General features: G+C 35.8%; 19 protein-coding genes. 6 read left to right on the top strand and 13 right to left on the bottom strand.

What is annotated here, in order from left to right:
- The first annotated feature begins 43 nt into the window (after positions 1 to 43).
- From EAG08_RS14175 to EAG08_RS14165, 3 genes are all read left to right on the top strand, one after another.
- The gene (locus EAG08_RS14175; RefSeq protein ID WP_129536001.1) at positions 44 to 1,285 is read left to right on the top strand and encodes a hypothetical protein; all 1,242 of its coding nucleotides are present in this window, start codon (positions 44 to 46) and stop codon (positions 1,283 to 1,285) included.
- Positions 1,286 to 1,513: 228 nt separating this feature from the next.
- Entirely contained in the window at positions 1,514 to 2,566 is a 1,053-nt protein-coding gene (dinB, locus tag EAG08_RS14170) for a DNA polymerase IV (protein WP_262696741.1), read from the top strand.
- Positions 2,567 to 2,607: 41 nt separating this feature from the next.
- Positions 2,608 to 4,080 (top strand): alpha-amylase, encoded by a 1,473-nt coding sequence (locus tag EAG08_RS14165; protein ID WP_129535999.1) that lies wholly within the window; start codon positions 2,608 to 2,610, stop codon positions 4,078 to 4,080.
- 77 nt (positions 4,081 to 4,157) lie between these two features.
- On the opposite strand, the gene EAG08_RS14160 is transcribed toward EAG08_RS14165, so the two are convergent.
- Positions 4,158 to 5,480: a carboxylesterase family protein gene (locus tag EAG08_RS14160; protein ID WP_129535998.1), complete on the bottom strand. Its 1,323-nt coding sequence runs from the start codon at positions 5,478 to 5,480 to the stop codon at positions 4,158 to 4,160.
- 225 nt (positions 5,481 to 5,705) lie between these two features.
- Between EAG08_RS14160 and EAG08_RS14155 the strand changes: the two genes are divergently transcribed.
- Positions 5,706 to 6,758, top strand: a complete 1,053-nt coding sequence (locus tag EAG08_RS14155; protein WP_129535997.1) for an NAD(P)-dependent alcohol dehydrogenase — start codon at positions 5,706 to 5,708, stop codon at positions 6,756 to 6,758.
- A 251-nt stretch (positions 6,759 to 7,009) separates the two neighbouring features.
- Here the strand turns inward: EAG08_RS14155 and EAG08_RS14150 are convergent, their stop codons facing one another.
- Positions 7,010 to 7,378, bottom strand: a complete 369-nt coding sequence (locus tag EAG08_RS14150) for a winged helix-turn-helix transcriptional regulator (protein ID WP_129535996.1) — start codon at positions 7,376 to 7,378, stop codon at positions 7,010 to 7,012.
- 91 nt (positions 7,379 to 7,469) lie between these two features.
- Between EAG08_RS14150 and EAG08_RS14145 the strand changes: the two genes are divergently transcribed.
- Positions 7,470 to 8,354, top strand: coding sequence for an SDR family oxidoreductase (locus EAG08_RS14145; RefSeq protein WP_129535995.1), 885 nt, complete (start codon positions 7,470 to 7,472; stop codon positions 8,352 to 8,354).
- Between the two features lie 111 nt (positions 8,355 to 8,465).
- Here EAG08_RS14145 and EAG08_RS14140 read toward each other — a convergent pair whose 3' ends face one another.
- From EAG08_RS14140 to EAG08_RS14110, 7 genes are all read right to left on the bottom strand, one after another.
- Positions 8,466 to 9,740: an ectonucleotide pyrophosphatase/phosphodiesterase gene (locus EAG08_RS14140; protein WP_129535994.1), complete on the bottom strand. Its 1,275-nt coding sequence runs from the start codon at positions 9,738 to 9,740 to the stop codon at positions 8,466 to 8,468.
- A 133-nt stretch (positions 9,741 to 9,873) separates the two neighbouring features.
- Entirely contained in the window at positions 9,874 to 10,620 is a 747-nt protein-coding gene (locus tag EAG08_RS14135; RefSeq protein WP_129535993.1) for a T9SS type A sorting domain-containing protein, read from the bottom strand.
- Positions 10,621 to 10,657: 37 nt separating this feature from the next.
- Positions 10,658 to 11,191 carry an ankyrin repeat domain-containing protein gene (locus EAG08_RS14130; protein WP_129535992.1) on the bottom strand — a complete coding sequence of 178 codons (534 nt, stop codon included), beginning with the start codon at positions 11,189 to 11,191 and terminating at the stop codon, positions 10,658 to 10,660.
- The gene (locus EAG08_RS14125) at positions 11,188 to 11,733 is read right to left on the bottom strand and encodes a YceI family protein (protein WP_129535991.1); all 546 of its coding nucleotides are present in this window, start codon (positions 11,731 to 11,733) and stop codon (positions 11,188 to 11,190) included. The genes EAG08_RS14130 and EAG08_RS14125 overlap by 4 nt, the downstream gene beginning before the upstream one ends.
- Before the next feature lie 11 nt (positions 11,734 to 11,744).
- Positions 11,745 to 12,095, bottom strand: coding sequence for a hypothetical protein (locus EAG08_RS14120; RefSeq protein WP_129535990.1), 351 nt, complete (start codon positions 12,093 to 12,095; stop codon positions 11,745 to 11,747).
- Between the two features lies 1 nt (position 12,096).
- Entirely contained in the window at positions 12,097 to 12,939 is an 843-nt protein-coding gene (locus EAG08_RS14115; RefSeq protein WP_129535989.1) for a DUF5777 family beta-barrel protein, read from the bottom strand.
- Between the two features lie 122 nt (positions 12,940 to 13,061).
- Positions 13,062 to 13,712 carry a Crp/Fnr family transcriptional regulator gene (locus EAG08_RS14110; RefSeq protein WP_129535988.1) on the bottom strand — a complete coding sequence of 217 codons (651 nt, stop codon included), beginning with the start codon at positions 13,710 to 13,712 and terminating at the stop codon, positions 13,062 to 13,064.
- A gap of 605 nt (positions 13,713 to 14,317) precedes the next feature.
- Here EAG08_RS14110 and EAG08_RS14100 point away from each other — a divergent pair.
- Positions 14,318 to 15,145 carry a hypothetical protein gene (locus EAG08_RS14100; RefSeq protein WP_129535987.1) on the top strand — a complete coding sequence of 276 codons (828 nt, stop codon included), beginning with the start codon at positions 14,318 to 14,320 and terminating at the stop codon, positions 15,143 to 15,145.
- 99 nt (positions 15,146 to 15,244) lie between these two features.
- On the opposite strand, the gene EAG08_RS14095 is transcribed toward EAG08_RS14100, so the two are convergent.
- From EAG08_RS14095 to EAG08_RS21405, 4 genes are all read right to left on the bottom strand, one after another.
- Positions 15,245 to 15,553 carry a DUF3467 domain-containing protein gene (locus tag EAG08_RS14095; protein WP_073291426.1) on the bottom strand — a complete coding sequence of 103 codons (309 nt, stop codon included), beginning with the start codon at positions 15,551 to 15,553 and terminating at the stop codon, positions 15,245 to 15,247.
- 83 nt (positions 15,554 to 15,636) lie between these two features.
- The gene (gene rpoC / locus EAG08_RS14090; RefSeq protein ID WP_129535986.1) at positions 15,637 to 19,902 is read right to left on the bottom strand and encodes a DNA-directed RNA polymerase subunit beta'; all 4,266 of its coding nucleotides are present in this window, start codon (positions 19,900 to 19,902) and stop codon (positions 15,637 to 15,639) included.
- A gap of 110 nt (positions 19,903 to 20,012) precedes the next feature.
- On the bottom strand, positions 20,013 to 23,834 hold the full coding sequence (gene rpoB / locus EAG08_RS14085) for a DNA-directed RNA polymerase subunit beta (protein ID WP_129535985.1): 3,822 nt from the start codon (positions 23,832 to 23,834) through the stop codon (positions 20,013 to 20,015).
- Positions 23,835 to 24,385: 551 nt separating this feature from the next.
- Positions 24,386 to 25,471 (bottom strand): FISUMP domain-containing protein, encoded by a 1,086-nt coding sequence (locus tag EAG08_RS21405; RefSeq protein ID WP_185145165.1) that lies wholly within the window; start codon positions 25,469 to 25,471, stop codon positions 24,386 to 24,388.
- Between the last annotated feature and the right edge of the window lie 2 nt (positions 25,472 to 25,473).

Genomic DNA, 25,473 nt, shown 5'->3' with positions numbered 1-25,473 from the left:
ATTTAAATCCATGAAAATATTCAATATAAAAATAATAGCCGCAATGAGTGTTTCACTACTCATCAGCTGCGACAAAGAAACTTGCGAATATGTAACCCAATGTGAGCCATTAGGAAACAATACCGAGCAATCCGGAATTACTGTTGTCACTTATAATGCAGATAATCCCACCGATTTTGTGGGTGCAATTTATGACACCAGAAACAACGCTTCAGCACCATTAGGAACAGATTGGGCACCCGCTCTTGGCACTGGAGGAAAAATTACAAAACCAGCAGATTGGACTCTGGGTAAGCTGGGAAGAATCTTTGGGATTGCGATGGACAAAAATTCAAATATTTATCTTGCAGCATCAGGAGTTTACGGGCAAAACTTTTTGAATACCCCTTATCAAAATACAAATCCGGGTAGAATCTACAAAGCTACGGCGGGAAGCTATTCGACATCATCATTTGTAGATTTGCCAATGTCGTACGCCAGCTCTGCAGGAAGTTTAAACGGGATAGGAAATGTAGCTTATGATAAAATAAACAATCAGCTTTTTGCCACCAATCTTGATGATGGAAAAATTTACAGAATCTCCATGACCGGCACCATACTTCAAACCTATGATCCTTTTTCTGTAGATTCTGGTACTCCCGACATTACTGTACAGGATGAAAGAATATGGGGAATCGGGGTAAATTATGAAAGCGGAAAAGTAAAAGTTTATTTTCCCAGAATTACCACACCCGTTACCACGCTTGCTAATAGAAATCTGTATTCTATCACTTTAAATTCCGGTGGAAATATGCCTACCTCCGCTCCGGTATTAGAAATCCCTAATCTTCCTGGCGTTGCAGAATCTATTACAGACATTGAATTTTCTGCCGACACTCAAAAGATGATTTTAGCGGAAAGAGGAGACCCACACAATGCTATGTCTTTCAGTTATAATAAAATTGGAAGTAGCTGGAATTCTAATACTCAATATTTCGTGGGTGGTTTCACCGGAAAAAATGCCGCCGGAGGTGTAGATTTCGCTTTTGTAGGCGATGATAAAACGCCTGTAAAATGTGAAGAATTCATCTGGGCAAGTGGAAATTATTTAGAAGCTGCATCCGTCAGTCCCGGAAGAGTTTACGGTTTACAAGGTATCAAATATGCAGGAAATACTTTAACATCAGCTCCTTCATCAGATTTATTTGTAGATTATAATCCGCCTATTTACAATTTTGCTCAAAAAGGTGACATTGGTGATGTAGATGTTTTCGATGCAGACACTTGTTCTTGCATTTCAAAATAATAGATTCAGATTGAATATATTATTTAAAACTCGAAAATTCCGGTTGCATCAATCGGAATTTTTTTTGTGTGATTAAGAACTTCGTTTGTAAGCTTCTATAAAGTCTTCTTTTTTAAACAACTCTATTCAACATTAAAATTGATGCTAAAATATTTTACCTTCTTGTAAATAATTGTCAGTAATTTTGTAGCAATGGCTTTTCCCCAACGCAAAATAATTCATGTCGATATGGATGCATTCTATGCTTCTGTGGAGCAGCATGACAATCCTGCACTTCGCGGAAAAGCCATTGCAGTGGGCGGTGGGCATCGAGGTGTAGTTTCTGCGGCAAGTTATGAAGCGAGAAAATATGGTGTGCGCTCTGCAATGCCTAGTAAAACGGCAAAAGAAAAATGTCCGCATCTTATTTTTGTTCCGCCAAGATTCCCGAGGTATAAAGAGATTTCAAGAATGATTCGTGAGATTTTTCATGAATATACGGATTTGGTAGAACCGCTTTCTTTAGATGAAGCCTATCTTGATGTTACCGAAAATAAAAAAGACATAGATTCTGCCAATCAGATTGCCAAAGAAATCCGCCAGAAAATCTTTGAAAAGACTGGTTTGACAGCCTCTGCAGGAATTTCAGTTAATAAATTTTTAGCTAAAGTCGCCTCCGACATCAATAAACCCAACGGACAAAAAACCATTCATCCCGAAAAAATTGAAAAATTTCTGGAAGAACTTCCTGTAGAAAAATTTCACGGTGTGGGAAAAGTTACTGCCAACAAAATGTTTAGTCTGGCAATTTATAAGGGAAAAGATTTAAAGAAAAGATCGCTGGAAGATTTAACGAGACTTTTCGGTAAGTCGGGAAAATATTATTATGATGTCGTACGTGGTATCCATCATTCTGAAGTGAAACCTCATAGAATTCAAAAAAGTGTTGCAGTAGAAAGAACTTTTTTTGAAGATCTTTCTGATGAGCAGCAAATTGACGAAAAACTTGAGAGCTTAAGCGAAGAACTTCATCAGAGATTGACGAAAAACAATATCATGGGAAGATCTTTGACCTTAAAAATAAAATATAAAGATTTCTCACTATTCACAAGAAGCATCACAAAAGAAGAATATTTCAGCTCTCCTGAGCAATACTTTAAAACTTCAAAAAAGCTTTGGGAGCTCCGTCCTTACGATAAAGCGGTACGATTATTGGGTCTGTCGTTATCTCATCTCAATACCGAAGAAAAAAAGCAGATTTCTGTTCAGCTTAAAATTCGTTTTGAGGAATTCGAAGATTAGCAATAATTTTCATTAAATTATACTACCAAATACAATAAACTATGAACCAGACAATGATTCAATTTTTCCATTGGTACAGTGACGGAGACGGGGTGCTATGGAAACATGCCGAAAAAGAGGCAAAACATTTATCAGAATTAGGAATCACATCAGTTTGGTTTCCGCCCGCTTATAAAGGAACAAACGGAGGATACTCTGTAGGATATGATGCGTACGATCTCTATGATTTGGGGGAATTTGACCAAAAAAACAGTATTCCTACAAAATACGGAACCAAGCAGGATTACATCAACTCAATTAAGGCATTAAAAAAAGAGAACATACAGGTTATCGTTGACATTGTGTTAGGTCATAAAGCCGGCGGTGACGAGCTTGAAACCTTTAAAGCAGCAAAAGTAGACGAAAACAATCGCGAAAAAATCATTTCAGAGTTTTCAGATATTCAGTCGTATACAAAATTCACCTTTCCCGGAAGAGGAAAAAAATATTCTGACTTTGAATGGAATTTCACCTGTTTCAGCGGTGTTGATTATGCCGAAGGAAAAGATTCTCATATTTACAAAATACAGTCTGAGTACGGAAATGACTGGGAAGAAATGATCGATGATGAAAAAGGAAATTACGATTATCTAATGTTTAACGATGTTGAACACAGAAATCCTCACGTACGAGAAGAGCTTAATAATTGGGCAAAATGGTATTTTGACCAAACCGATTTTGACGGCGTAAGACTAGATGCTTTAAAGCATATCTCTTATGATTTTTATAAAGAATGGTTGACGATGTTGCGTACGAATTCCGGTAAAAATATCTTTGCAGTCGGCGAATATTGGGCTCCCGGACAATTAAATTTACTCCAAAAATATATTGAAGCCACAGAAGGTTGCATGAGCTTATTTGACAGTTCGCTTCATAACAATTTTCACACCGCATCCAACGAAGGCGGTTCTTATGATTTGCGAAGAATTTTTGATGAGACACTAACGGCATCAGACCCTTTGCATTCTGTAAGCATTGTAGATAATCATGACACACAACCTTTACAGGATTTGGAAGCTCCGGTTGAAACCTGGTTTAAACCCTTGGCGTATGCATTGATTTTGCTTAGAGAAAATGGCTATCCGTGTATTTTTTATCCCGATTTGTATGGCGCAAGTTATAAAGATAATGACCGTGAAGGAAACGAGCAGGAAATATTTTTAGATAAAGTAGATGGTATCGAAGAGCTTTTGAAAGCCAGAAAAGAAAATGCCTACGGAATTCAGAGAGACTATTTTGAAGACGCCAATTGTCTAGGCTGGACTCGTGAAGGCGATGATGAACATCAAGGTTGCGCTATTGTGTTGAGCAATAAAGACGCTTACGAAAAGCCAATGGAAATGGGTGAAAAATATATCGGTAAAACTTTTTATGATTTTCTTGGAAGATTTGAAGATAAGGTAACTATTGATGAAAACGGTTGGGGGAATTTCCCTGTTCCTGCTGGAAATGTGAGTGTTTGGATCCCGAAATAGATTTTTTACACGAATTTCACTAATTTACTTGTGCTATTTGTGAAAAACATTCGTGTCATTTGCGTTTTAAATCAAAACTAAATCTTTCGGAGAACTAAAATCTCAGGTCTTTCAGAATCATCAGATATACTACCGCTTTGGGCAAATTCTGCCCAAAGCTTTCTTAATTTTTTACCGTTTTCATTAATATATTTCCAGGGAATATTTTTTAAAATTCCTGCATTTTTCCAGGCAGATTCATTCCCAAAAATAAAAGGAAGATCAATGGCATGTGCTCCCATAAAATAATTTTCAGTCAGACGCGGATGAATGCGGAATAAATAAACATTTCCTCCTGCTTCAGCATAATTTTCAGCAAAATCTTTAGCAGGTTTTCCGTATATAATTTCAGTAGTCGTCCGGATTGCTCTATTAATGATTCTTTTCGGCAAATATTTATTTAAATTGTCTGAAGCTTTTAAATAAAATGAAGTTTCTTCGTCATTTAAACCAATTAAAACATCGATATTTTTAGCATTATGCTTCCATTTTTCTTCCACTTCACTTTCGTTACACAATGGCGGAAAACCATATTGAGTTCCGAATGGCATTGCAGCTTTTAAACCATATTTTATAAAAGACGGGAGATTATTTTTGTAGTTTTCTATCATCTCTACAGCATCAGATTTTTCATCGAAACTTTTAGTATTACCTAAAAATTCCATAGACATTTTACTTCTGTTTTGCCTTAAACCTAACGGCGCACTGTGAATAATGACTCTTTTAAATAAATTTTCGATTCCTTCGGATGCCATCAGATGAGCAATCGCATCACCTCCGGACGACTGTCCGAAAAGAGTAATATTTTCTGCATCACCTCCAAAACTTGAGATATTTGTTTTTATCCATTTCAAACCTTCAATGATGTCAAACAATCCTAAATTGGCTGGTCTTTCTTTTGTTCCACCTAAAAATCCAAAGATTCCTAAGCGATATGAAACGGTGACAACAATTAAATTTTGTTCTTTCACCCAATCTGTAGGATCTGCGGTTGCGATATCTCCACAGCCAATTTCGTAAGAACCACCGTGAATCCATACGATAATTGGTAATTTTTCATTAAAATTTTCAGGACGTAAAACCGAGATAAATTGTGGCGACTCATCCACTTCAAAATCATCCAAATTGGTTTTGCCAATCATTTTCTCTAAAAGCGGACTGATGTTTTGCGGACAAACAGGAGTTTTTTCAGGAAAAAGAATTTCAGAATCTGATGGCTCTGTTGCAATTGGTTTTTTAAACCTTTCAGAATAAGCATAACGGATGTTTTTGGCTTTCATGATTCCGTTCTGTTTCAAGGCTAAAATTTTTCCAAATGGTGTATGAAAAGTATGCGTTTCAATATTCTGCTGAGATTTCATTTGTACAATGAATTTATATTTAAAAATATGATTGTTTAACTAAAAAAGCAACTTTTTTAATGATATTTTAACCTTGTTTTTATAACAACGAATCATTGTAAAATTTACTTTAAATAAAAAAGATCAGCATCAGTAAAAATGGTATCTGATTCAGTAATTTATATAAGTGATATTTCTTAAAAAGTCCCGATTTTTGCATAAAGAAGAATAACTTAAAATTAAAAAATGAACACATACTCAGTAAAAGCTTACGGTACGGAATCTAAGGAAGCCGACTTAAAAGAAATGAATATCGAAAGAAGAGAAGCAACACCAAAAGATGTAGAAATAGAAATTCTGTTTTGTGGTGTTTGTCACTCAGATCTTCACACGGCAAGAAACGATTGGGGCGGAACAAAATATCCTGCCGTTCCCGGACATGAGATTGTTGGGAGAATTACAAAAGTAGGAAGTGAAGTTTCTAAATTCAAAGTTGGAGATTTAGCAGGAGTTGGTTGTATCGTAGATTCTTGCGGAACATGTGAAAGCTGCAAACAAGATCTTGAACAATACTGCCAAACCGGCTTTGTAGGAACTTATAACGGTAAAGATGAGCATTTGGGAGGTCATACTTTCGGTGGGTATTCTCAGAAAGTAGTGGTAGATGCTGATCACGTTTTAAGAATTCCTGAAAACTTAGATTTAGCAGCCGTTGCGCCACTTCTTTGTGCAGGAATCACAACATGGTCACCATTAAGACACTGGAATGTTGGTCCGAATTCTAAAGTTGCGGTTGTAGGTTTAGGAGGTTTAGGGCACATGGCAATTAAGCTTGCAAAAGGCTTGGGCGCTGAAGTGACTTTATTCTCAAGGACTCCAGGAAAATCTGAGGATGCAAAACAGTTGGGTGCAGATCACGTAATAATTTCTACAGACAAAGAGCAAATGAAATCGGTAAGCGGAAAGTTTGATGTGATCATCGATACTGTCCCTTATGATCATGATGTGAATCCTTATATAGCAACTTTAAATATTAACGGAACTCATGTTTTGGTTGGATATTTAGGTGGTCTGGAAAATATTATCAATACAGTTCCGATGATTCTGGGAAGAAAATCGGTGGCAGGATCTGTCATCGGTGGAATTGCCGAAACTCAGGAAATGCTTGATTTCTGTGGTGAACACAATATCGTTTCTGAAATTGAAATCATTAAAATGCAGGAAATCAACGATGCGTACGAAAGAATGCTGAAAAGCGATGTGAGATATCGTTTTGTGATTGATATGAAATCTTTGTAAGATTTTCTTATATAATTTAACTAAGGCTCTCATTTTTGGGAGTCTTTTTTATTTTCTTTACCGCAAAGGAAGACAAAGTTTTTTTAATAGAATATGTTTTAAAGGAAAACAAAGGCATTTCATTTAAGAAAAGAAATACAATTATTTTAGGTTTTGGCTAAAGCCAAATTTGATTATTTTAATTTTGAAAATGGTCTAAAGCCCATTCCTATTGATGATTTGAAGATCTTTAGAAAAAAGTTTCTGTCCAATTATCCACATTTATATTTTCCGTCCATATCTTTAAAAGCCCATTCTGCCATTTGATGGATGACAGGAATTAATCCTTTTCCGGATTCACTCAATTCATAGGTTACATGAGGAGGAATGACCGGCTTAGCTGTTCTGATCACCAATCCGTCTGCTTCCAATTGTTTTAAATGTTGAATCAACATCTTTTCGGTAACTGCAGGAATACAACGTTTTAATTCGCTGTATCTTTTATCTCCGTTTGAGAGATGATATAAAATAATAGGTTTCCAAAATCCACCGATTTTTTCCATAACATACGTCACCGGACAAAGATCGAGTGCGTATTTTTTATTCTGCTGAATGGTAGAACTTTCTTTAATGGCCGTCATGTTACATACTTTAGGGTAAGTACTTGTATAAAAGTAAGTACAAATATACCTTTGTTCTCAGAAATAACAACAAAAAAATAAATATTTACTTATGAAAATTATTATTACAGGTTCTCTAGGGAACGTCGCAAAACCATTAGCTCAACAATTAATTACAGAAGGTCACGAAATTACGATTGTCAGCAGTAACGAAAATAAAAAAAACAAAATTGAATCTTTAGGTGCCAAAGCAGCGATTGGTTCGATTACTGATTTAGATTTTTTAGTTCAAACATTTGAAGGAGCAGAGGCAGCATTTCTAATGACTCCTCCAAATATGGGCGGAACTAATATCGTTGAAAATACAATCAATGCAGGAAGAAATTATGCTGAGGCAATAAAGCAGACAGGCGTAAAAAGAATTGTTATGTTAAGCAGTATTGGTGTAGAATCTCCGGTAGATAATGGTCCAATTAAAGGATTACACTTTATTGAAAAGTTTTACAATGACTTGGAAAATACTTCTGTAACTTTTTTAAGAGCAGGATATTTTTATATTAATTTCTTCAACGATATTCCTTTGATTAAAAATGCGGGAATTATTGGAGCTAATTATCCTGAAAATGCAAAAGTTCCATTAGTTCATCCTACTGATATCGCCAAAGCTGCTGCTGAAGAATTAGTTAAATATTCTGAAGATAAAGATGTGAGATATATTGTGAGTGATTTTCGCTCGGCTTCGGATTTAGCAAAAACTTTTGGTCATGTAATCGGAAAATCTGAACTTCCGTGGGTTGAATTTAAAGATGAAGATTCTCTCAACGGAATGATTCAAGCCGGAGTTCCACAAGAAATGGCTGAGCTGTATACGGAAATGGGATTGGGAATCAGGACTGGGCTTGTTCAGAAAGACTTTATTGAGCATGGCTCTTATGTTGATGGTGAGATTAAATTGGAGGAATTTGCAAAAGAGTTTGCTGATCGATTTAATTCTTGATGTTTAAAAAAGCAGTATCGGCGGGCCTTTGACCCGCCGATACTGCTTTTTTAATGTAATATATTTGATAGGATTTTATCCTATCCTTTGTTAGGTCGTCCCGTTGGGACTTTATTTTTTTAAAGTTTCTTTTAATACTTTCAGCTTTCCGTCAATTTTATTTTCTGGTTTTAAACCTAAAATCTCAGCAACCAAAGGATAAACGTTCACATTTGAAAACTCATCAATGATTAGATTATTTTTAAACCCGGATCCCCAAGCAAAAAATGTTGCTTTCATTTCGGGAACTAGTTTTGGATCATAGCCGTGTTTTCCTAAAGATGTTTTCTGATCTTTTTCTAGAAATACTTTCGGAGCTTTTGGAATCAGAAGAATCTGCCCTATCCTATTGTATCGATCGTCTCTCGTGGCAAAATGCAAATATTTCGGTAGTTTTTTATCTAAATACACTTCATAGTCATTCGTTTTATTCGCTTTTAATTCTTTAAAAACAGTTTTAACGTCTGCAGGATTTTTTACATACACTCTCAACAAAGTCTGGGAATTGTAAAAATCAAATCTTTTTTTATCAAAAAGCATCGCAGGAATTACTAAAGGATTTCCACCATCCACCTGAATCATCCCGTGATCTGAAACGAAAATGAAATTGATATTTTTTAAATCTAATTGCTTTACTTTTTCCACTAAATCTCCAATCGCAGCATCAACCAACTGAACTGCATTTTCAGTTTCTTTAGCTTCGGGACCAAAATGATGCCCAGCTCCGTCCACCTCAGGAAAATACATAGAGATGAAGTGCGGTCTTTTATCTTCAGGAAGCTTCAACCAATTGACAACCTTATCCACTTTTTCTGAAGGGCTAAATTTTTCGTGATACGGATAATAATAGGTTGGTCTTTTTTCACCAGCTTCACTTGCAGAACCCACCCACTGCATAGATGCACTTATCATTCCTTGTTTTTCAGCCAACGCCCAAAGTGGAGTTCCGCCGTACCAGCTTCCATCTTCTACAATTTCTTTTTTGTTCATGGCATAGTTCTTTTGCAATTTGTAGTCGTAAAAGAAATTATCAACCAAACCATGATGCGCAGGATATAATCCGGTAATCAAACTCCAATGATTAGGAAAAGTGATGCTTGGATAACTCGGAATCATTGCTTTTGCCTGAATTCCTTGAGCTGAATATTTCAGAAGATTTTGAGCGTTGTATTTTTTAGCATAATCATATCTGAAACCGTCTGCGGAAATCATAATTACATAAGGTTTTGACTTTGCTTCAGCATCATTCAATCGATTGGGAATGATAATTTGTGCTGTATCAATTTTAGTTTGTGAAAAAACTGATACAATTGTGAGTAGAAATATGATCGAAAGACTTTTTTTCATCCTTTAAAAATTTATGCAAATTTAAGTTGAATGTCTATCGCATAAAAGTTTGTTGAGTTAAAAAATAATTAAAAGATTTACGCAATAACATTATTCTGTAAATCAAAAAAAGCCACTTTTCAGTGGCTTCATTTTATTCTTTAATTAATTTTTCAAAGGTCAGACTTCCATCTTTTAAAGTCATTTCAAAATAATAACTTCCGGATTTCAGATCAGCAACATTGATGTTTTCGCCTTCTAATTTCACCGATCTTACTTTTCTTCCTGTAGATTCGTAGATGTCGATAGACTTTATCTTATCTGCATTTTTTAAGCTTACGGTTTCTTTTGCAGGATTCGGGTAAAGCTTTACTTTGTTTTCTTCTAAAGCATTCAATTCATCTACTCCCAATACAGTCGTAAAAGAAGCAGTAGCATATCCTACATTAGCGGTTCCGCCATGTGGAGCAACTGTTGTAGTTGCAGTAGGTGGTCTTACACCAGCTATACTTATTGAGTTGGTAGTTGCATAAGGGAGCTGAAAATCATTAGTATCAGAATTCGTTAAGTTTCTGGTTAAAGTTACAGTTCTTATTCCTGCAACAACATTATCACTTACAATTGTCCAGTCTTGTACAGCATCAACCGGAGGCTGTTGCGTTCCTATGAAATTTCTGTCTGTGAGCATTGGAGATGTAACAGCAGAATAAACTAACGCATCACCTGAAGACATACTGAAACCAGCATTTACTCCTATTCCCAATCCAAACCATCTGTCTGAAGGACCTTTAAGCAAAAGAGTTACTTTAGAAGTTGTATTGTTTAAAGTGAAATTTGCCATAACACCATTATTAGGAGATAATGTAATATCTCCGGTAGTTTTTTGTTGAGCAAAGCTCAAAAAACTGATTAATGAAAGTGAAAAAATTACAATTTTTTCATATTTTATTTTTTAGTTGGTTTATAAGTTCTTGATTTTTTGAAAATACAGCATATTCAAAAGCCGTTTTTCCTTCTTTATCTATTATACTTTTTTCTGCCTTATATTTTATAAGAAGTTTTACCATATCAACATTTCCTAATTTTGCAGCAAAAATAAGAGGGGTTGTGCCATGAGAATCTGCTTTATTAATATCACATTTATTGTCTAATAATTTTTGAGTTAATTTCAAATCACCTTTGAATATTACTCCCATGAGCGCAGTACCCATTGGAGAATTGTAATTGATATCCTTTACATTATCAATAAGAAAATCAACCACTTCCATATTTCCACGGTAACAGGCTAAAATAAGAGGAGAATAATTCTGCTCATTGGTCTCATTGATAACATCAGGATTTTTTTTCATTAAATCTTTTAGTTCTGCAAGCGTACCACTTCTTGCAATATCAAAAACTGATTTTGCTTTTTCCTGAGCTGATATAAAAGACAAACTCAAGAAGAAGACTGTGAATAAAATTAACTTTTTCATTGTTTTACAAGGGTATAATTATATTCTACATTAACGTTTTCTGCGACTTTTTTCATAACCATTTTTGGGATGGTTACTTTGAAATCTGCTGACTTAGCAATAAAATTGCCTTTCATATAAATCTTTCCGTCTTTTGAAGAAATCGTAGCCGTGGAAGAAATATTTCTATCTACTCCGTGAAAGTTTAATATTCCCTGAACAGTAAATTTTTGTGGATTTTCACTAAGCTTTGTTTTATCAAAATTCAAAATCTTCCCTTTGAAAGTTGTCTTCGGATATTTTGCTGTTTCGGCATAGCTTTCATTGAAATGCTCTTCCATCAGTTTGACTTTAAATTTGAAGTTTTTCACCACTGAAACAGAAGCCATTTCTCCGGTATCCGCATTGAGAACCACAATATTATTGTCATCCTGAGCAAAAACATCTTCAAACATAGGAATTGATGCTTCGATTGTAACTTTTCCTGTTTTTGAGCTGTATTTTTGAGCCAAAACAAGATTACTAAACAATAACGAAAACATTATTAATACTACATTTTTCATATTCAATTCTTTTAATTTTCAATAAGACCATCAGCTTTCCATTTAACGAAAAGATTAATCTGATTTTGAGACAGAGAACCTCCTTGAGGCATTTTTAAAGGATCTCCATTGGGTCTTTGAATTCGGTTAATGATGTTATCAATATTCGTTTTTACCTGATTATAATTTGTCCATGGCTGAAAAGAAGCTGATCCTCCAGCAGAATGACAAACTGTACAGTTGGCATCGATAATCGGTTTTATGTCTGTTTGATACCTTACAGTTTCTGCGATTGGTGTATTGTCAGAAATCTCTTCATAGGTTCTGCTTTCGCAAGAGGTAATGAAAAGAATAAGACTGGTTATGTAAATTATTTTTTTCATTTTAAAATACTCTGTAAAGATTAAACCCAAAGAAAATCTGTCCTTTATCCCACTTTCCGGTAGCGTTTGTCAGATAGCCAATATCAGAATTCAATTGAGAATTGCTAAACAGCAGCTGAAAAACGTGACCTCCTGTTTCAATATCCATTCCTAATGACAACGGATTTTTGTAGAAACTGTGACTGTCGAAATTCACAAAATACTCTGCATTGATTGAGATTCTTTTGGAAATTTTGTATCGTCCTCCTAATCCGGTTAAGAATTGATTGTTGTTTTCAATGCTCGGCTCATAAAGATTTTTATGAACATAAGACGGCGTCAGCTGTAAAGAAAAATTCTCATTAAACCTTCTGGAAATAAGAGCTTGTGTAAGATAAGAAAGCCGGTCGCCAAACTTCAGATGCGGATAAGTTTCGGTATCCAAATCTGTGTTTAATGCCATTACATTATATCCTACAAGATCTACGGGTACGTCATCATTTTGTTTCAGAAGCTTGTATTTTGCTCCGAATTCAAAAGTTTTCATGTTGGTTTCCCTTGAAAGACTTAATGAAATTCCGTCTGTTACACCGTAAATTACTCCAAGCTTGGTAGAAGCATCATCCAGACCAAAAAAGTTTTTGAACCCCTCGCTTACATCTCCAAAACGGTGCGCAATAACCACATACCACTCATTTTTTGCAGTGAGTTTGGTTGATTGTCCGGTAACGATTTGAAGTGCTTTGAAAGCCGGCGGCGAAGTTGAGTTGGTTGTTGAAATGGTGTCAATATCTTTCAGCAGATCTTCCTGTGAATAGGCAAGAACTGAAGAAATCATCGACAAAAATAATAGAGTTTTTGTCATATAATTTTAATTAAAATTGATACAACAAACTTATCGACTAAAATTTTTAAAAGTGTGTGACAAAAGTCACCGACGATATTGTTTTTATCAATCAGCTTTATAAAATCATTAAAACAAATTTATTAGAACTGACTAACATTTTCAGACTGCACTATTCTGATGCCCTGCTTACTTTGAGAAATCTCACCTTCGTTTTCAATTTTTTTCATCACTCTGCTCACCACTTCTCTTGAAGTACCAAGATTGACGGCAATTTCCCGATGGGTAAGCTTGATGGGATTGTTACCAGTCAATACTATCTGTTGTTTGATATAGCTTAGGATTCTTTTATCGAGCTTGTGAAATACAGCTTCATTCACCATATTCATGACATCTGAAAACCGTCTATCATATTCCTGATAAAATAATTTGTTTATTGCAGGGAACTGTAACAACCAATCGTGCATTACAGAAACCGGAATCAATAAAACCTCAGAATCTTCTTCTGCAACTGCATAAATACGGCTTACATAATCAGAAAAAATAGAGGAAAATGTCATCATACAGCTATCATTTTCTCTTACGTAATAGTAAATCAGCTCCCTTCCGTCATTTAATGAAAATACTCTGATTGAACCTTTGATAAGAAACGGGACAAATTTATTCTTCTGCCCTTCACTGGCTAATTCAGTTTTAGCTTTTACATTGCTGATGATTCCATGCTTGTTGAGATCTTTTAAGAAATCAACACCCAAAAATCCGAATTTGTTAATAATAAATTGATTCTTCAACATATATTTTATCTAAAACTTAAACAAAGGTATAAAATTGAAATATTGTTAGTTACATTTATTTTCATCAAGCTATTATTTTTAATCATTCTTAATAATTCACTTTTGGACTATGAAAATAAGTTTCATAACATGAAAATTTTGACTAAAAATGAAAGAATGAGAATATTGCGCCCCGGCCTGAACGGAGCTGTTTTTGCTGGAACGAAGCGGAGACAAAAAAAGCGGAAGCCCTTCGATACAGCTCAGGATAAATTCCGGATGAAATTTGGCGTCCAAATAAATATCATGATTATATTTTGTACAAAAAAATGCCCCAACTTTCGCTGGTGCATTCTTATATATTTTGAGAAAACCTTACGCTTGTACGTTATTTCCACCTACTCAACTTTTTGATTTCTCCGAACTGCAGCTCGTAGTTTATGATGTTTTGCTGAAGAACCGCAACAACTCTAAATTCATTGAAAACAATCTTGTATTTAATTCAATTTATTAAATTATAAACACACATACTAACATTACATTAAATTATTTATTTTCATTTATTTTATCACTATGTAATGGGTTATTATTTATTTTTTATATATTTGATTTTAAATCAAAATATTATGAAAAAAACAATTGTACTTTTAGTAAGTGTATTACTCTTGTCTTGTAGCACATCAGAAACTGATATTTTACGTGATAATGAAACGAAACCAACAGGAAATCCTTCAAAAACTATTGATCCTCAACTGGCATATGAATCTCCGTATGATATTGCCGGGGTTGGTAAAGATGTCATTTATAAGTTTGAGCATTCCACTCCGTTTCAAATCAAAATTAAAGCTTATGTAGGCTTAGCTTATATTGATGATAGTAGTCCGCACTACCCTGATTATATGGGCTTTAATTTGGATAGTGGTCAATATCCATTACTCTACCATTCAAATTTAAAATATGGCAATACAATTGCTTCAGACGAATTAATACTACCAATTGCTTCAAATGGTTTTGGTGTTGATTCTATGATAGGACACTTGCCAATTTCTGGTTTAGGACCAAATATTTATCCTCAAAACATTGCTTTTAGCTTCAGCGCCTCCGGAGCTACTGCCGAAGAATTAGAATTACTTTACAGAGCCGGAAAAATATATTACATGAGATATGAAATACTTGATGCAAGTAATAATCCTGTTGCTAATGGTTATGTAAATTCTGGATTTCCATCAGGAATTGGATCATTTGGCACACTTCCTTCCAATTGGTCACATGTAGGGTATGATACTAATTTTACCAGAGAACTGATTTCAGAAAATAACTCAAAAGAAATTGTTGTAACAGATGATCTAACATCTTTTGGGTCTGTAGTTCCTTTTAGTTACGGTGGTAATAATTATCAAGTAAAAATGTTTTCTGATCCAAATATTGTAGTTTTTGGAGTGTATCCGAATTAAAAGTCTCTTAGCTTTGCATAGCAAAGGAATTTTATAATATAAAACAAATAAAAATGCCCCAACTTTCGCTGGGGCATTCTTATATATTTTGAGAAAATCTTACGCTTGTACGTTGTTTCCACCTAATACGAAAGGCTCAACTTCTTTGATTTCTCCGAACTGCTGCTCGTAGTTTGTGATATTTTGCTGAAGAGCTGTAAGAACTCTTTTAGCGTGAAGTGGAGCAAGAATTACTCTTGAACGCACGTTCGCTTGCTGTACACCTGGCATAAGCTGGATGAAATCTACTACAAACTCTGATGGAGAATGGTTTACTAAAGCAAGGTTACAATAAACCCCTGAAGCTACCATTTCGTTTAGTTGAATGTTAATGTTGTTTGGATCTTGGTTTTGATTTTGGTTGTCCATTATTTTTGTTTATGTTTTATGTTTAAAAAATTCAAGGCTCAAAAATAAATTAAATCTTTGAACCTTGAACATTAAATTTTGAATTAATTTAAATCTTCGAATTCTTTTTTAGAACCTACGATTACATTCTGATACTCTTTAAGACCTGTACCTGCAGGAATTCTGTGTCCTACAATTACATTTTCTTTAAGACCATTCAAGGTATCTACTTTACCAGCTACTGCTGCTTCGTTTAGAACTTTAGTGGTCTCCTGGAATGATGCTGCAGACATGAACGACTTAGTCTGAAGAGCCGCTCTTGTAATCCCTTGCAATACCGGCGTTGCCGTTGCAGGAAGTGCTTCTCTTACTTCAACTAAAGCCTGATCTTCACGCTTCAACTTAGAGTTTTCGTCTCTTAGCTCTCTTGCAGTAATCATCTGTCCTGGCTTGAATTCTTTAGAATCACCAGCATCTGTAACTACTTTAAGACCAAATACTCTGTTGTTTTCAATTAAGAAATCGTATTTGTGCTCTAGAGCAGCCTCAAGGAACTGAGTATCACCTCCGTCAACGATTGAAACTTTTGTCATCATCTGTCTTACGATGATTTCGAAGTGCTTATCGTCGATTTTCACCCCTTGTAGACGGTAAACTTCCTGAATTTCGTTTACTAAATATTCCTGAACCGCAGTTGGTCCTTTGATCTTCAAGATGTCGTCTGGAGTAACTGAACCGTCAGAAAGTGGCGAACCAGCTCTAACGAAGTCATTCTCCTGTACCAAGATCTGGTTTGATAATTTAACTAAATAAATTTTTCTCTCACCAGTTTTAGCTTCAACGATCAATTCTCGGTTACCTCTCTTGATTTTTCCGTAAGAAACTACACCATCGATTTCTGTAACAACCGCTGGGTTTGAAGGGTTTCTTGCTTCAAATAATTCTGTAACTCTCGGAAGACCTCCGGTGATATCCCCTGACTTAGCAGATTTTCTTGGGATCTTGATTAAGACTTTACCAGCCTTAATTTTTTCACCATCGTTTACCATTAAGTGGGCTCCTACCGGTAAGTTGTAACCTTTTTGCTCAACTCCTTTAGAATCTACCACCTTCAATGTAGGTACGGCTTTCTTATTTCTAGATTCAGAGATTACTTTCTCTTCAAATCCTGTTTGCTCATCAATCTCCAGTTGGAATGAAATACCTTGGATAATATCCTCGTATTCTACCTTACCAGCGTTTTCTGCAATGATTACCGCGTTATACGGATCCCACTTAGCAATGATATCGCCTTTTTTCACTTTATCACCAGATTTAACTAGTAACTGAGAACCATAAGGTACGTTAGCAATCATTAATGGTGTTCTGGTTTCGTTATCAGCAACCAATCTAAATTCTGTTGTACGAGATACTACTACTTCCGCAGTGTTTCCGTTTTCATCTTCAGAAGTAATTGTTCTTACCTCATCCAATTCAACGATACCGTCTCTTCTTGCAGAGATTGAAGGATTTTCTGATACGTTTGTAGATACACCCCCTTGGTGGAAGGTTCTCAACGTAAGCTGAGTTCCCGGTTCCCCAATTGATTGTGCAGCAATTACACCTACCGCTTCACCCATATGGATTTTCTTACCAGTTGCCAGGTTTCTACCATAACATTTAGCACAGATTCCTTTTTTGGTTTCACAAGTAAGTGGTGAACGTACTTCTACTGCTTCAATACCCATTTCCTCGATTCTTTTCGCTAAAGCTTCCTCAATAATCTGATCAGCAGTTGCTACTAATTCGTCGGTTTCCGGATCGTAAATGTTATGAAGAGATACTCTACCTAGGATTCTTTCAGAAATTCTTTCAACGATTTCGTCATTTTTCTTAAGCGCAGTAACTTCAGTTCCTCTAAGAGTTCCACAATCTGCTTCAGTAATGATAACATCTTGTGCAACGTCTACCAATCTTCTCGTTAAGTAACCTGCATCGGCAGTTTTCAATGCGGTATCCGCAAGACCCTTACGAGCACCGTGAGTAGAGATAAAGTATTCTAAGATAGAAAGACCTTCCTTAAAGTTTGCAAGAATCGGGTTTTCGATAATTTCCGCACCGGTAGAACCAGCTTTTTGCGGTTTTGCCATCAAACCTCTCATCCCTGATAACTGACGGATCTGTTCCTTAGAACCCCTCGCACCAGAATCAAGCATCATGTATACAGAATTGAATCCACCTTGGTCAACTTTCATTCTGCTCATGATCATTTCAGTTAATCCAGCATTGGTGTTTGTCCAAACGTCGATTACCTGGTTATATCTTTCTGTATCTGTAATAAGACCCATGTTATAGTTGGCTCTAATTTCGTCTACAGTTTCAATAGATGTTGCGATCATTTTCTTTTTCTCAACAGGGACAACGATGTCACCTAATGAGAACGAAAGACCTCCTTTAAATGCATTTGAATAACCTAAGTCTTTCATAGCATCCAAGAACTTCACAGTGGTAGGGAAATCTGTATCAGCAAGTACTTTACCAATTACATTTCTTAATGATTTCTTCGTAAGAAGTTCATTAATATATCCTGACTGTTTAGGAACAATTTGGTTAAATAAGATTCTACCAACAGAAGTTTCAATCAATTTTGTAGTGATTACACCTTCTTCTTTTACCGGTAGTCTACATCTTACTTTAGCGTTCAATGAAACTCTACCTTCAGCATAAGCGATTTCCGCTTCTTCCGGAGAATAGAATGCAAGACCTTCTCCCAAAACTTTTTTCTCATCTGTAGAGCTTAATTCTTTGGTCATGAAATAAAGACCAAGAACCATGTCTTGAGATGGTACCGTAATTGGAGAACCGTTTGCAGGGTTCAAGATATTCTGAGAACCTAACATCAATAACTGAGCTTCCAAAATTGCTTCAGGACCCAACGGTAAGTGTACCGCCATCTGGTCACCATCAAAATCGGCGTTGAATGCTGTTGTTACTAATGGGTGTAATTGGATTGCCTTACCCTCGATCATCTTAGGTTGGAAAGCCTGAATACCTAGTCTGTGCAAAGTAGGTGCTCTGTTTAATAAAACAGGGTGACCTTTCATTACACCTTCTAAGATATCATAAACTACAGGTTCTTTTCTGTCAATAATTCTCTTTGCAGATTTTACTGTTTTTACAATTCCTCTTTCAATCAGTTTTCTGATGATAAACGGTTTGTAAAGTTCAGCTGCCATATCTTTAGGAATACCACATTCGTGAAGCTGTAAGTTTGGACCTACAACAATTACAGAACGTGCAGAGTAATCTACCCTTTTCCCTAGTAAGTTCTGACGGAAACGACCTTGTTTACCTTTCAATGAATCTGAAAGTGATTTCAATGGTCTGTTTGATTCAGATTTAACTGCAGAAGACTTTCTTGTATTATCGAATAATGAATCTACAGATTCCTGAAGCATACGCTTCTCGTTTCTCAAGATTACTTCAGGAGCTTTGATTTCCAATAATCTCTTTAAACGGTTGTTTCTGATAATTACTCTTCTGTAAAGATCATTTAAGTCAGAAGTTGCGAAACGTCCTCCATCCAATGGAACTAATGGTCTTAATTCTGGTGGTATTACAGGAAGCACACGCATAATCATCCACTCTGGTCTGTTGATCATTCTAGTGTTAGCACCTCTCAATGCTTCTACTACGTTCAATCTTTTTAGAGCTTCTGTTCTTCTTTGCTTAGAACCTTCGTTGTGAGCTTTGTGTCTCAAGTCGAAAGACAATGCATCAAGATCAATTCTTTTTAGCAATTCTTCAACAGCTTCCGCACCCATTTTAGCAAGGAATTTGTTTGGATCTGCATCATCAAGATATTGATTATCCGGAGGAAGAGTTTCCAAAACATCCAGATATTCTTCTTCTGTAAGGAATTCTTTCTCGTCAAAATCTGAACCATCTGCTTTCTTAGCGATACCCTGCTGAATAACAACATATCTCTCGTAATAGATGATCATATCTAATTTCTTAGAAGGAATACCCAAAAGGTAACCGATTTTGTTTGGTAAAGAACGGAAATACCAAATATGCGCAATAGGAACAACCAAACCAATGTGTCCGATTCTTTCTCTACGTACTTTTTTCTCCGTAACCTCTACACCACAACGGTCACAAACGATCCCTTTGTAACGAATTCTCTTGTATTTACCACAAGCACATTCGTAATCTTTGATAGGACCGAAGATTTTTTCACAGAACAAACCATCTCTTTCTGGTTTATGCGTTCTGTAGTTAATAGTTTCCGGCTTAAGAACTTCTCCTCTTGAGTCTTGTAAAATTGACTCAGGTGAAGCTAAACCGATGGTTATTTTATTAAATCTACTTGATTTATTTTTATTTGACATAATTTAATTTTTGATTAAAAGATTAAAAGATTGAAAGCTTCAAATCGCTTTCGCACTTATTATCTCTGAGTTTAATTAATGCTTTAATTTTTTAACAATTAAATCTTAATTTACTCTTCCAATCTTACGTCTAATCCAAGACCTTGTAACTCGTGAAGTAATACGTTGAAAGATTCCGGAATACCTGGTTCAGGCATTGCTTCACCTTTTGCAATTGCTTCATAAGTTTTTGCTCTACCAATCACGTCATCCGACTTCACAGTCAAGATTTCTCTCAAGATATTTGCAGCTCCAAATGCTTCAAGAGCCCAAACCTCCATCTCTCCGAATCTCTGACCACCAAACTGAGCTTTACCTCCTAATGGCTGCTGAGTAATCAATGAGTAAGGTCCGATAGAACGTGCGTGCATTTTGTCATCTACCATGTGCCCAAGTTTCAACATATAGATAATACCTACCGTTGCAGCTTGTGTAAATCTTTCTCCGGTACCACCATCATAAAGGTGAGTGTGACCGAATTTAGGAACTCCTGCTTTCTCAGTATACTCTGTAATCTGATCAAGAGTTGCCCCATCAAAGATTGGCGTAGCGAACGTCATCCCCAATTTCTGACCAGCCCATCCAAGAACTGTTTCATAAATCTGTCCGATGTTCATACGAGAAGGTACCCCAAGTGGATTCAATACGATATCTACTGGTGTTCCATCTTCTAAGAATGGCATATCTTCTTCACGAACGATTCTCGAAACAATCCCTTTGTTACCGTGACGTCCTGCCATTTTATCCCCAACGTTTAGTTTACGTTTTTTAGCGATATATACTTTAGCCAATTTCATGATCCCTGCTGGAAGTTCATCTCCGATAGAAATTGCGAATTTCTCGCGGTTTTTAACTCCTTGAATATCGTTGAATTTGATTTTGTAGTTGTGAATCAATTGTTTGATCAATTCATTCTTATCGTTGTCAACCGTCCAATCTGCACCGCTAACGTTTACGTAATCTTCTACTGAAGTCAACAATTTGTGAGTGAATTTCACGCCTTTACCGATAATTTCTTCATCTAAGTCATTCGTAACTCCCTGAGAAGTTTTACCACTAACTAAAGTGTTTAATTTTTCGATTAAAGTATTTCTCAACTCGTCAAACTTAGCCTTGTAAGTGTTTTCAATCTCTTCAAGCTTAAGTTTTTCTTCAGTTCTTTTCTTTTTATCTTTAATGTTTCTAGAGAACAATTTCTTGTTGATTACAACACCTCTTAATGAAGAATCTGCTTTCAATGAAGCATCTTTTACATCACCAGCTTTGTCACCAAAGATTGCTCTTAGAAGTTTCTCTTCAGGAGTAGGATCAGATTCACCTTTTGGAGTAATCTTACCAATCATGATATCACCAGGCTTCACTTCAGCACCGATTCTGATCATTCCGTTCTCATCAAGATCTTTTGTAGCTTCTTCAGATACGTTTGGAATATCTGCTGTCAATTCTTCCATACCTAATTTGGTATCACGAACTTCAAGAGAATACTCATCCACGTGGATAGAAGTAAACCAGTCTTCACGTACAACTTTTTCGTTGATTACGATTGCATCCTCAAAGTTGTATCCTTTCCAAGGCATGAAGGCTACCACTAAGTTTCTACCAAGAGCTAATTCTCCATTTTCGGTTGCATAACCGTCACAAAGAACCTGACCTTTATGTACCGTCTCACCTACTCTTACGTTTGGTCTTAGGGTAATTGTCGTACTCTGGTTAGTTTTTCTGAACTTAGTTAATTTATATGTTTTCGTAGCAGATTCGAATGATACTAAATCTTCGTCATCGCTTCTTTCATATTTAATAGTAATCTGATCAGCATCTACATATTCAACGATACCATTTCCTTCAGCATTGATCAAAATTCTAGAATCTTTTGCAACTTGTTGTTCCAGACCTGTACCTACGATTGGAGCTTGTGGCTTCAACAAAGGAACTGCCTGACGCATCATGTTTGATCCCATCAACGCACGGTTTGCATCATCATGTTCCAAGAATGGAATCAATGAAGCTGAAATACCGGAAATCTGGTTAGGTGCCACGTCGATCAAATTAACCTGAGCAGGCTCAACTACAGGATAATCACCATCTAATCTGGCAATAATTCTGTCTGTTAAGAAAGCTCCGTTATCGTCTAACTCAACGTTTGCCTGAGCAATTACTTTATCTTCTTCGTCTTCAGCATTAAGATAAATAGGATCAGCATGTAAATCTACCGTGCTTCCTTCTACTTTTCTATATGGAGTTTCGATGAAACCTAAAGAATTGATTTTTGCATAGATACCCAAAGATGAGATCAAACCAATGTTTGGTCCCTCAGGAGTTTCGATAGGACAAATACGACCATAGTGAGTATGGTGAACGTCACGTACCTCGAAACCTGCTCTTTCTCTTGATAAACCACCAGGTCCTAGGGCAGAAAGTCTACGCTTATGCGTGATTTCTGATAGAGGATTGGTTTGGTCCATGAACTGAGAAAGCTGGTTGGTACCAAAGAATGAGTTAATAACTGATGTTAAAGTCTTCGCATTAACAAGGTCAAGTGGAGTAAAGATTTCGTTATCTCTAACGTTCATTCTCTCTTTGATTGTTCTTGCAATTCTAGAAAGACCTACACCGAACTGTCCTGCTAATTGCTCACCAACAGTTTTAATTCTTCTGTTTGATAAGTGGTCAATATCATCAACATCAGTTTTTGAGTTTACTAACTCAATTAGGTGTCTTACAATCGCAATGATATCTTCTTTTGTAAGAACTTCAGTTGTAGTTGGGATGTTTAGGCTTAACTTTTTGTTTAGTCTATAACGTCCTACTTCACCCAATGAATATCTTTGCTCAGAGAAGAATAATTTTTCAATAATTCCTCTTGCAGTTTCCTCATCGGGTGGATCTGCATTTCTTAACTGACGATAAATATATTCAACCGCTTCTTTTTCTGAGTTGGTTGGATCTTTTTGTAAAGTATTCTGGATGATAGAGAATTCGTTTGAATTTTCTTTGTGAATCAAGATAGATTTCACACCTGCATCCAAAATAAGATCTAAATGTTCTTTTTCAAGAATCGTTTCTCTGTCTAGGATAATTTCATTTCTTTCAATAGAAACAACTTCTCCAGTGTCTTCGTCTACGAAATCTTCGAACCAAGTATTCAATACTCTCGCAGCCAATGTTCTACCTTCTACTTTTTTAAGTGCAGCTTTAGAAACTTTCACTTCTTCTGCAAGGTCAAAAATCTGAAGAATGTCTTTATCAGATTCGAAACCGATAGCTCTTAATAATGTAGTTAAAGGTAATTTTTTCTTACGGTCGATATACGCGTACATTACGCTGTTGATATCGGTAGTAAATTCCATCCAAGATCCTTTGAAAGGGATAATTCTTGAATAATACAATTTAGTTCCGTTTGCGTGGTAAGTCTGTCCGAAGAATACACCCGGAGATCTGTGTAACTGAGTTACGATTACACGCTCTGCTCCATTAATAATAAATGAACCAGACGGAGTCATGTAAGGAACCGGACCTAAATAAACATCTTGTACAACAGTCTGAAAATCTTCATGCTCAGGATCTGTACAGTATAATTTAAGTCTAGCTTTTAGAGGAACGGAATACGTTAAACCTCTTTCCACACACTCATCGATTGAGTAACGTGGTGAATCTACCAAATAGTCTAAGAATTCCAAAACGAATTGGTTTCTAGAATCGGTAATTGGAAAGTTTTCTTGGAAGGTTTTGTGCAAACCTTCTTTCTTTCTGTCTTCAGGAAGTGTATCTAATTGGAAAAAATCTTTGAATGACTCTAACTGGATATCTAAGAAATCCGGAGTAATGATTTTTCCTTTCGCTGTAGAGAAATTAATTCTCTCATTTCCTTTAGTAATTGCGGTTGTTTTACTCATAAAACTTTTAAGAAAGGGTTAAAAAATATTTTGATTTTACAAAAAATATCAGAAAAAGACTAAAAGATAAAAGAGGCAAGATAAAAGACATTTGATGTTTGGCGCTATCAGAAGTGGTCTTTGTTCTTAGTTCTTTATTCTAAACTCTAATTCTAACTGCAACGCTGGTATATCTTTTCACAGCGTAATGCAAAATATTTTTAAATTTTTATTTTGGACGAAAAAAATGTAAATAATCTATCAACAAGAAATCCCTTTCAAAATTATGAAAGAGTTGATTTACAATGTTTTACTGATGTATGTATATTTATTAGCGCCAAAAGAACTGCAAATATACTAATTTTTAAGTGATTACACAAATTTAAGTATCACTCTATAACTTTTGTAATTATAAAATTTTCTTATTTTTTTAAAGAGTTGATATAGCAAATTAGCTGAAGGTTTACCTCATACAGCAAAAGTCACTATTTTTTAAATCAAAAAAACCACCACCTTATAAACAAGGCAGTGGTTTTTAACTTTAAAGAAATTGATTTAACTTAAATAAAAAGTTAATTTTTTATACATCTTACTGACATACCATAAGCCCGTTGAACCACCGAACCTGCTGCTGAAGAGTTAAAATAAAAAAAAGTAGTATTTGTACCAGATTCTGAACTTGTATAGTAATAACCAGTGCCTCCTACCTGCTGTAGAGAACCATTGTTATACTGTCTATAACCAGCAACAGTCAATTTTAATGGAGAATTATAAGCACCTGAAGCATTTTGAGTTGCAAGCAACGCTATTTCAGCCTGAAATTCAGCTGTCGTAGGAATTCTAAAACCACTTGGACAAGGATTATTAATTCCATTTACACCCTCCCATAAGTTATTATTCTGTGGGTTTCTCCAGTCAAGTTGGCCCGTAGTAACTATAATAAAATTACCATTACCAGGGACATCCGTACTGCTTGTAGCATTCAAAACACTATTAGGGGATGTTCTTAGCTGGTGCCCATCAGACAATCTTCCCCATTGGTAAAGACTACCATAAGCAAGAGCATCTGTAGAACTTGTAGCCACCTGCGTTGCACCTAAATTACGATCCATCCATACTCTTCCAGTTCCTGTCGTTACAGTAGGAACCGCTTCGATTCCTCCCCGCCAGAAAGACCAAACTGTTCCGTTATAAACAGCTAACACCTTATTGAAATTATCATACACCATCATACCGGGTGCAGGATTTATGATATTAAGATGCGGACTTGCAGCTGTAGGTAAAACCATAGCCTTGTCGGTATCTTCTAAAACCAATATTCCAGGTGCAGAACTTAAAGTTGTTCCAATGGCTGTTTTAGCAGAAGTATTTTCAGCTACTGAACTCGCTTGAATTAAGGCACCATCTACACCGCCCTGCACTGTTGTACCATTTGTATTAACTGTAAGATCCTTCCAGCCTGACGCGTATTTTACCTTCACTTTTTTATCGTTAAGATCATAAACCAATGTACCGTTTACAACACCAGTAACACTTCCTTCTGAAGTTACCCATGGTAAAATAATCCCACGATTCCCAAGTCCGAAATCAAGTGAAACAGATGGTGAAGACACACTTTCTTTACCTATCGCTATTTGAGAATATACATTTCCTGACAAAA

It is taken from the genome of Chryseobacterium sp. 3008163 (genome assembly GCF_003669035.1).
GTDB lineage: Bacteria > Bacteroidota > Bacteroidia > Flavobacteriales > Weeksellaceae > Chryseobacterium.
The sequence above is the reverse complement of the archived record's forward strand: the minus strand, read 5'-3'. Positions and strand labels throughout refer to the sequence as shown.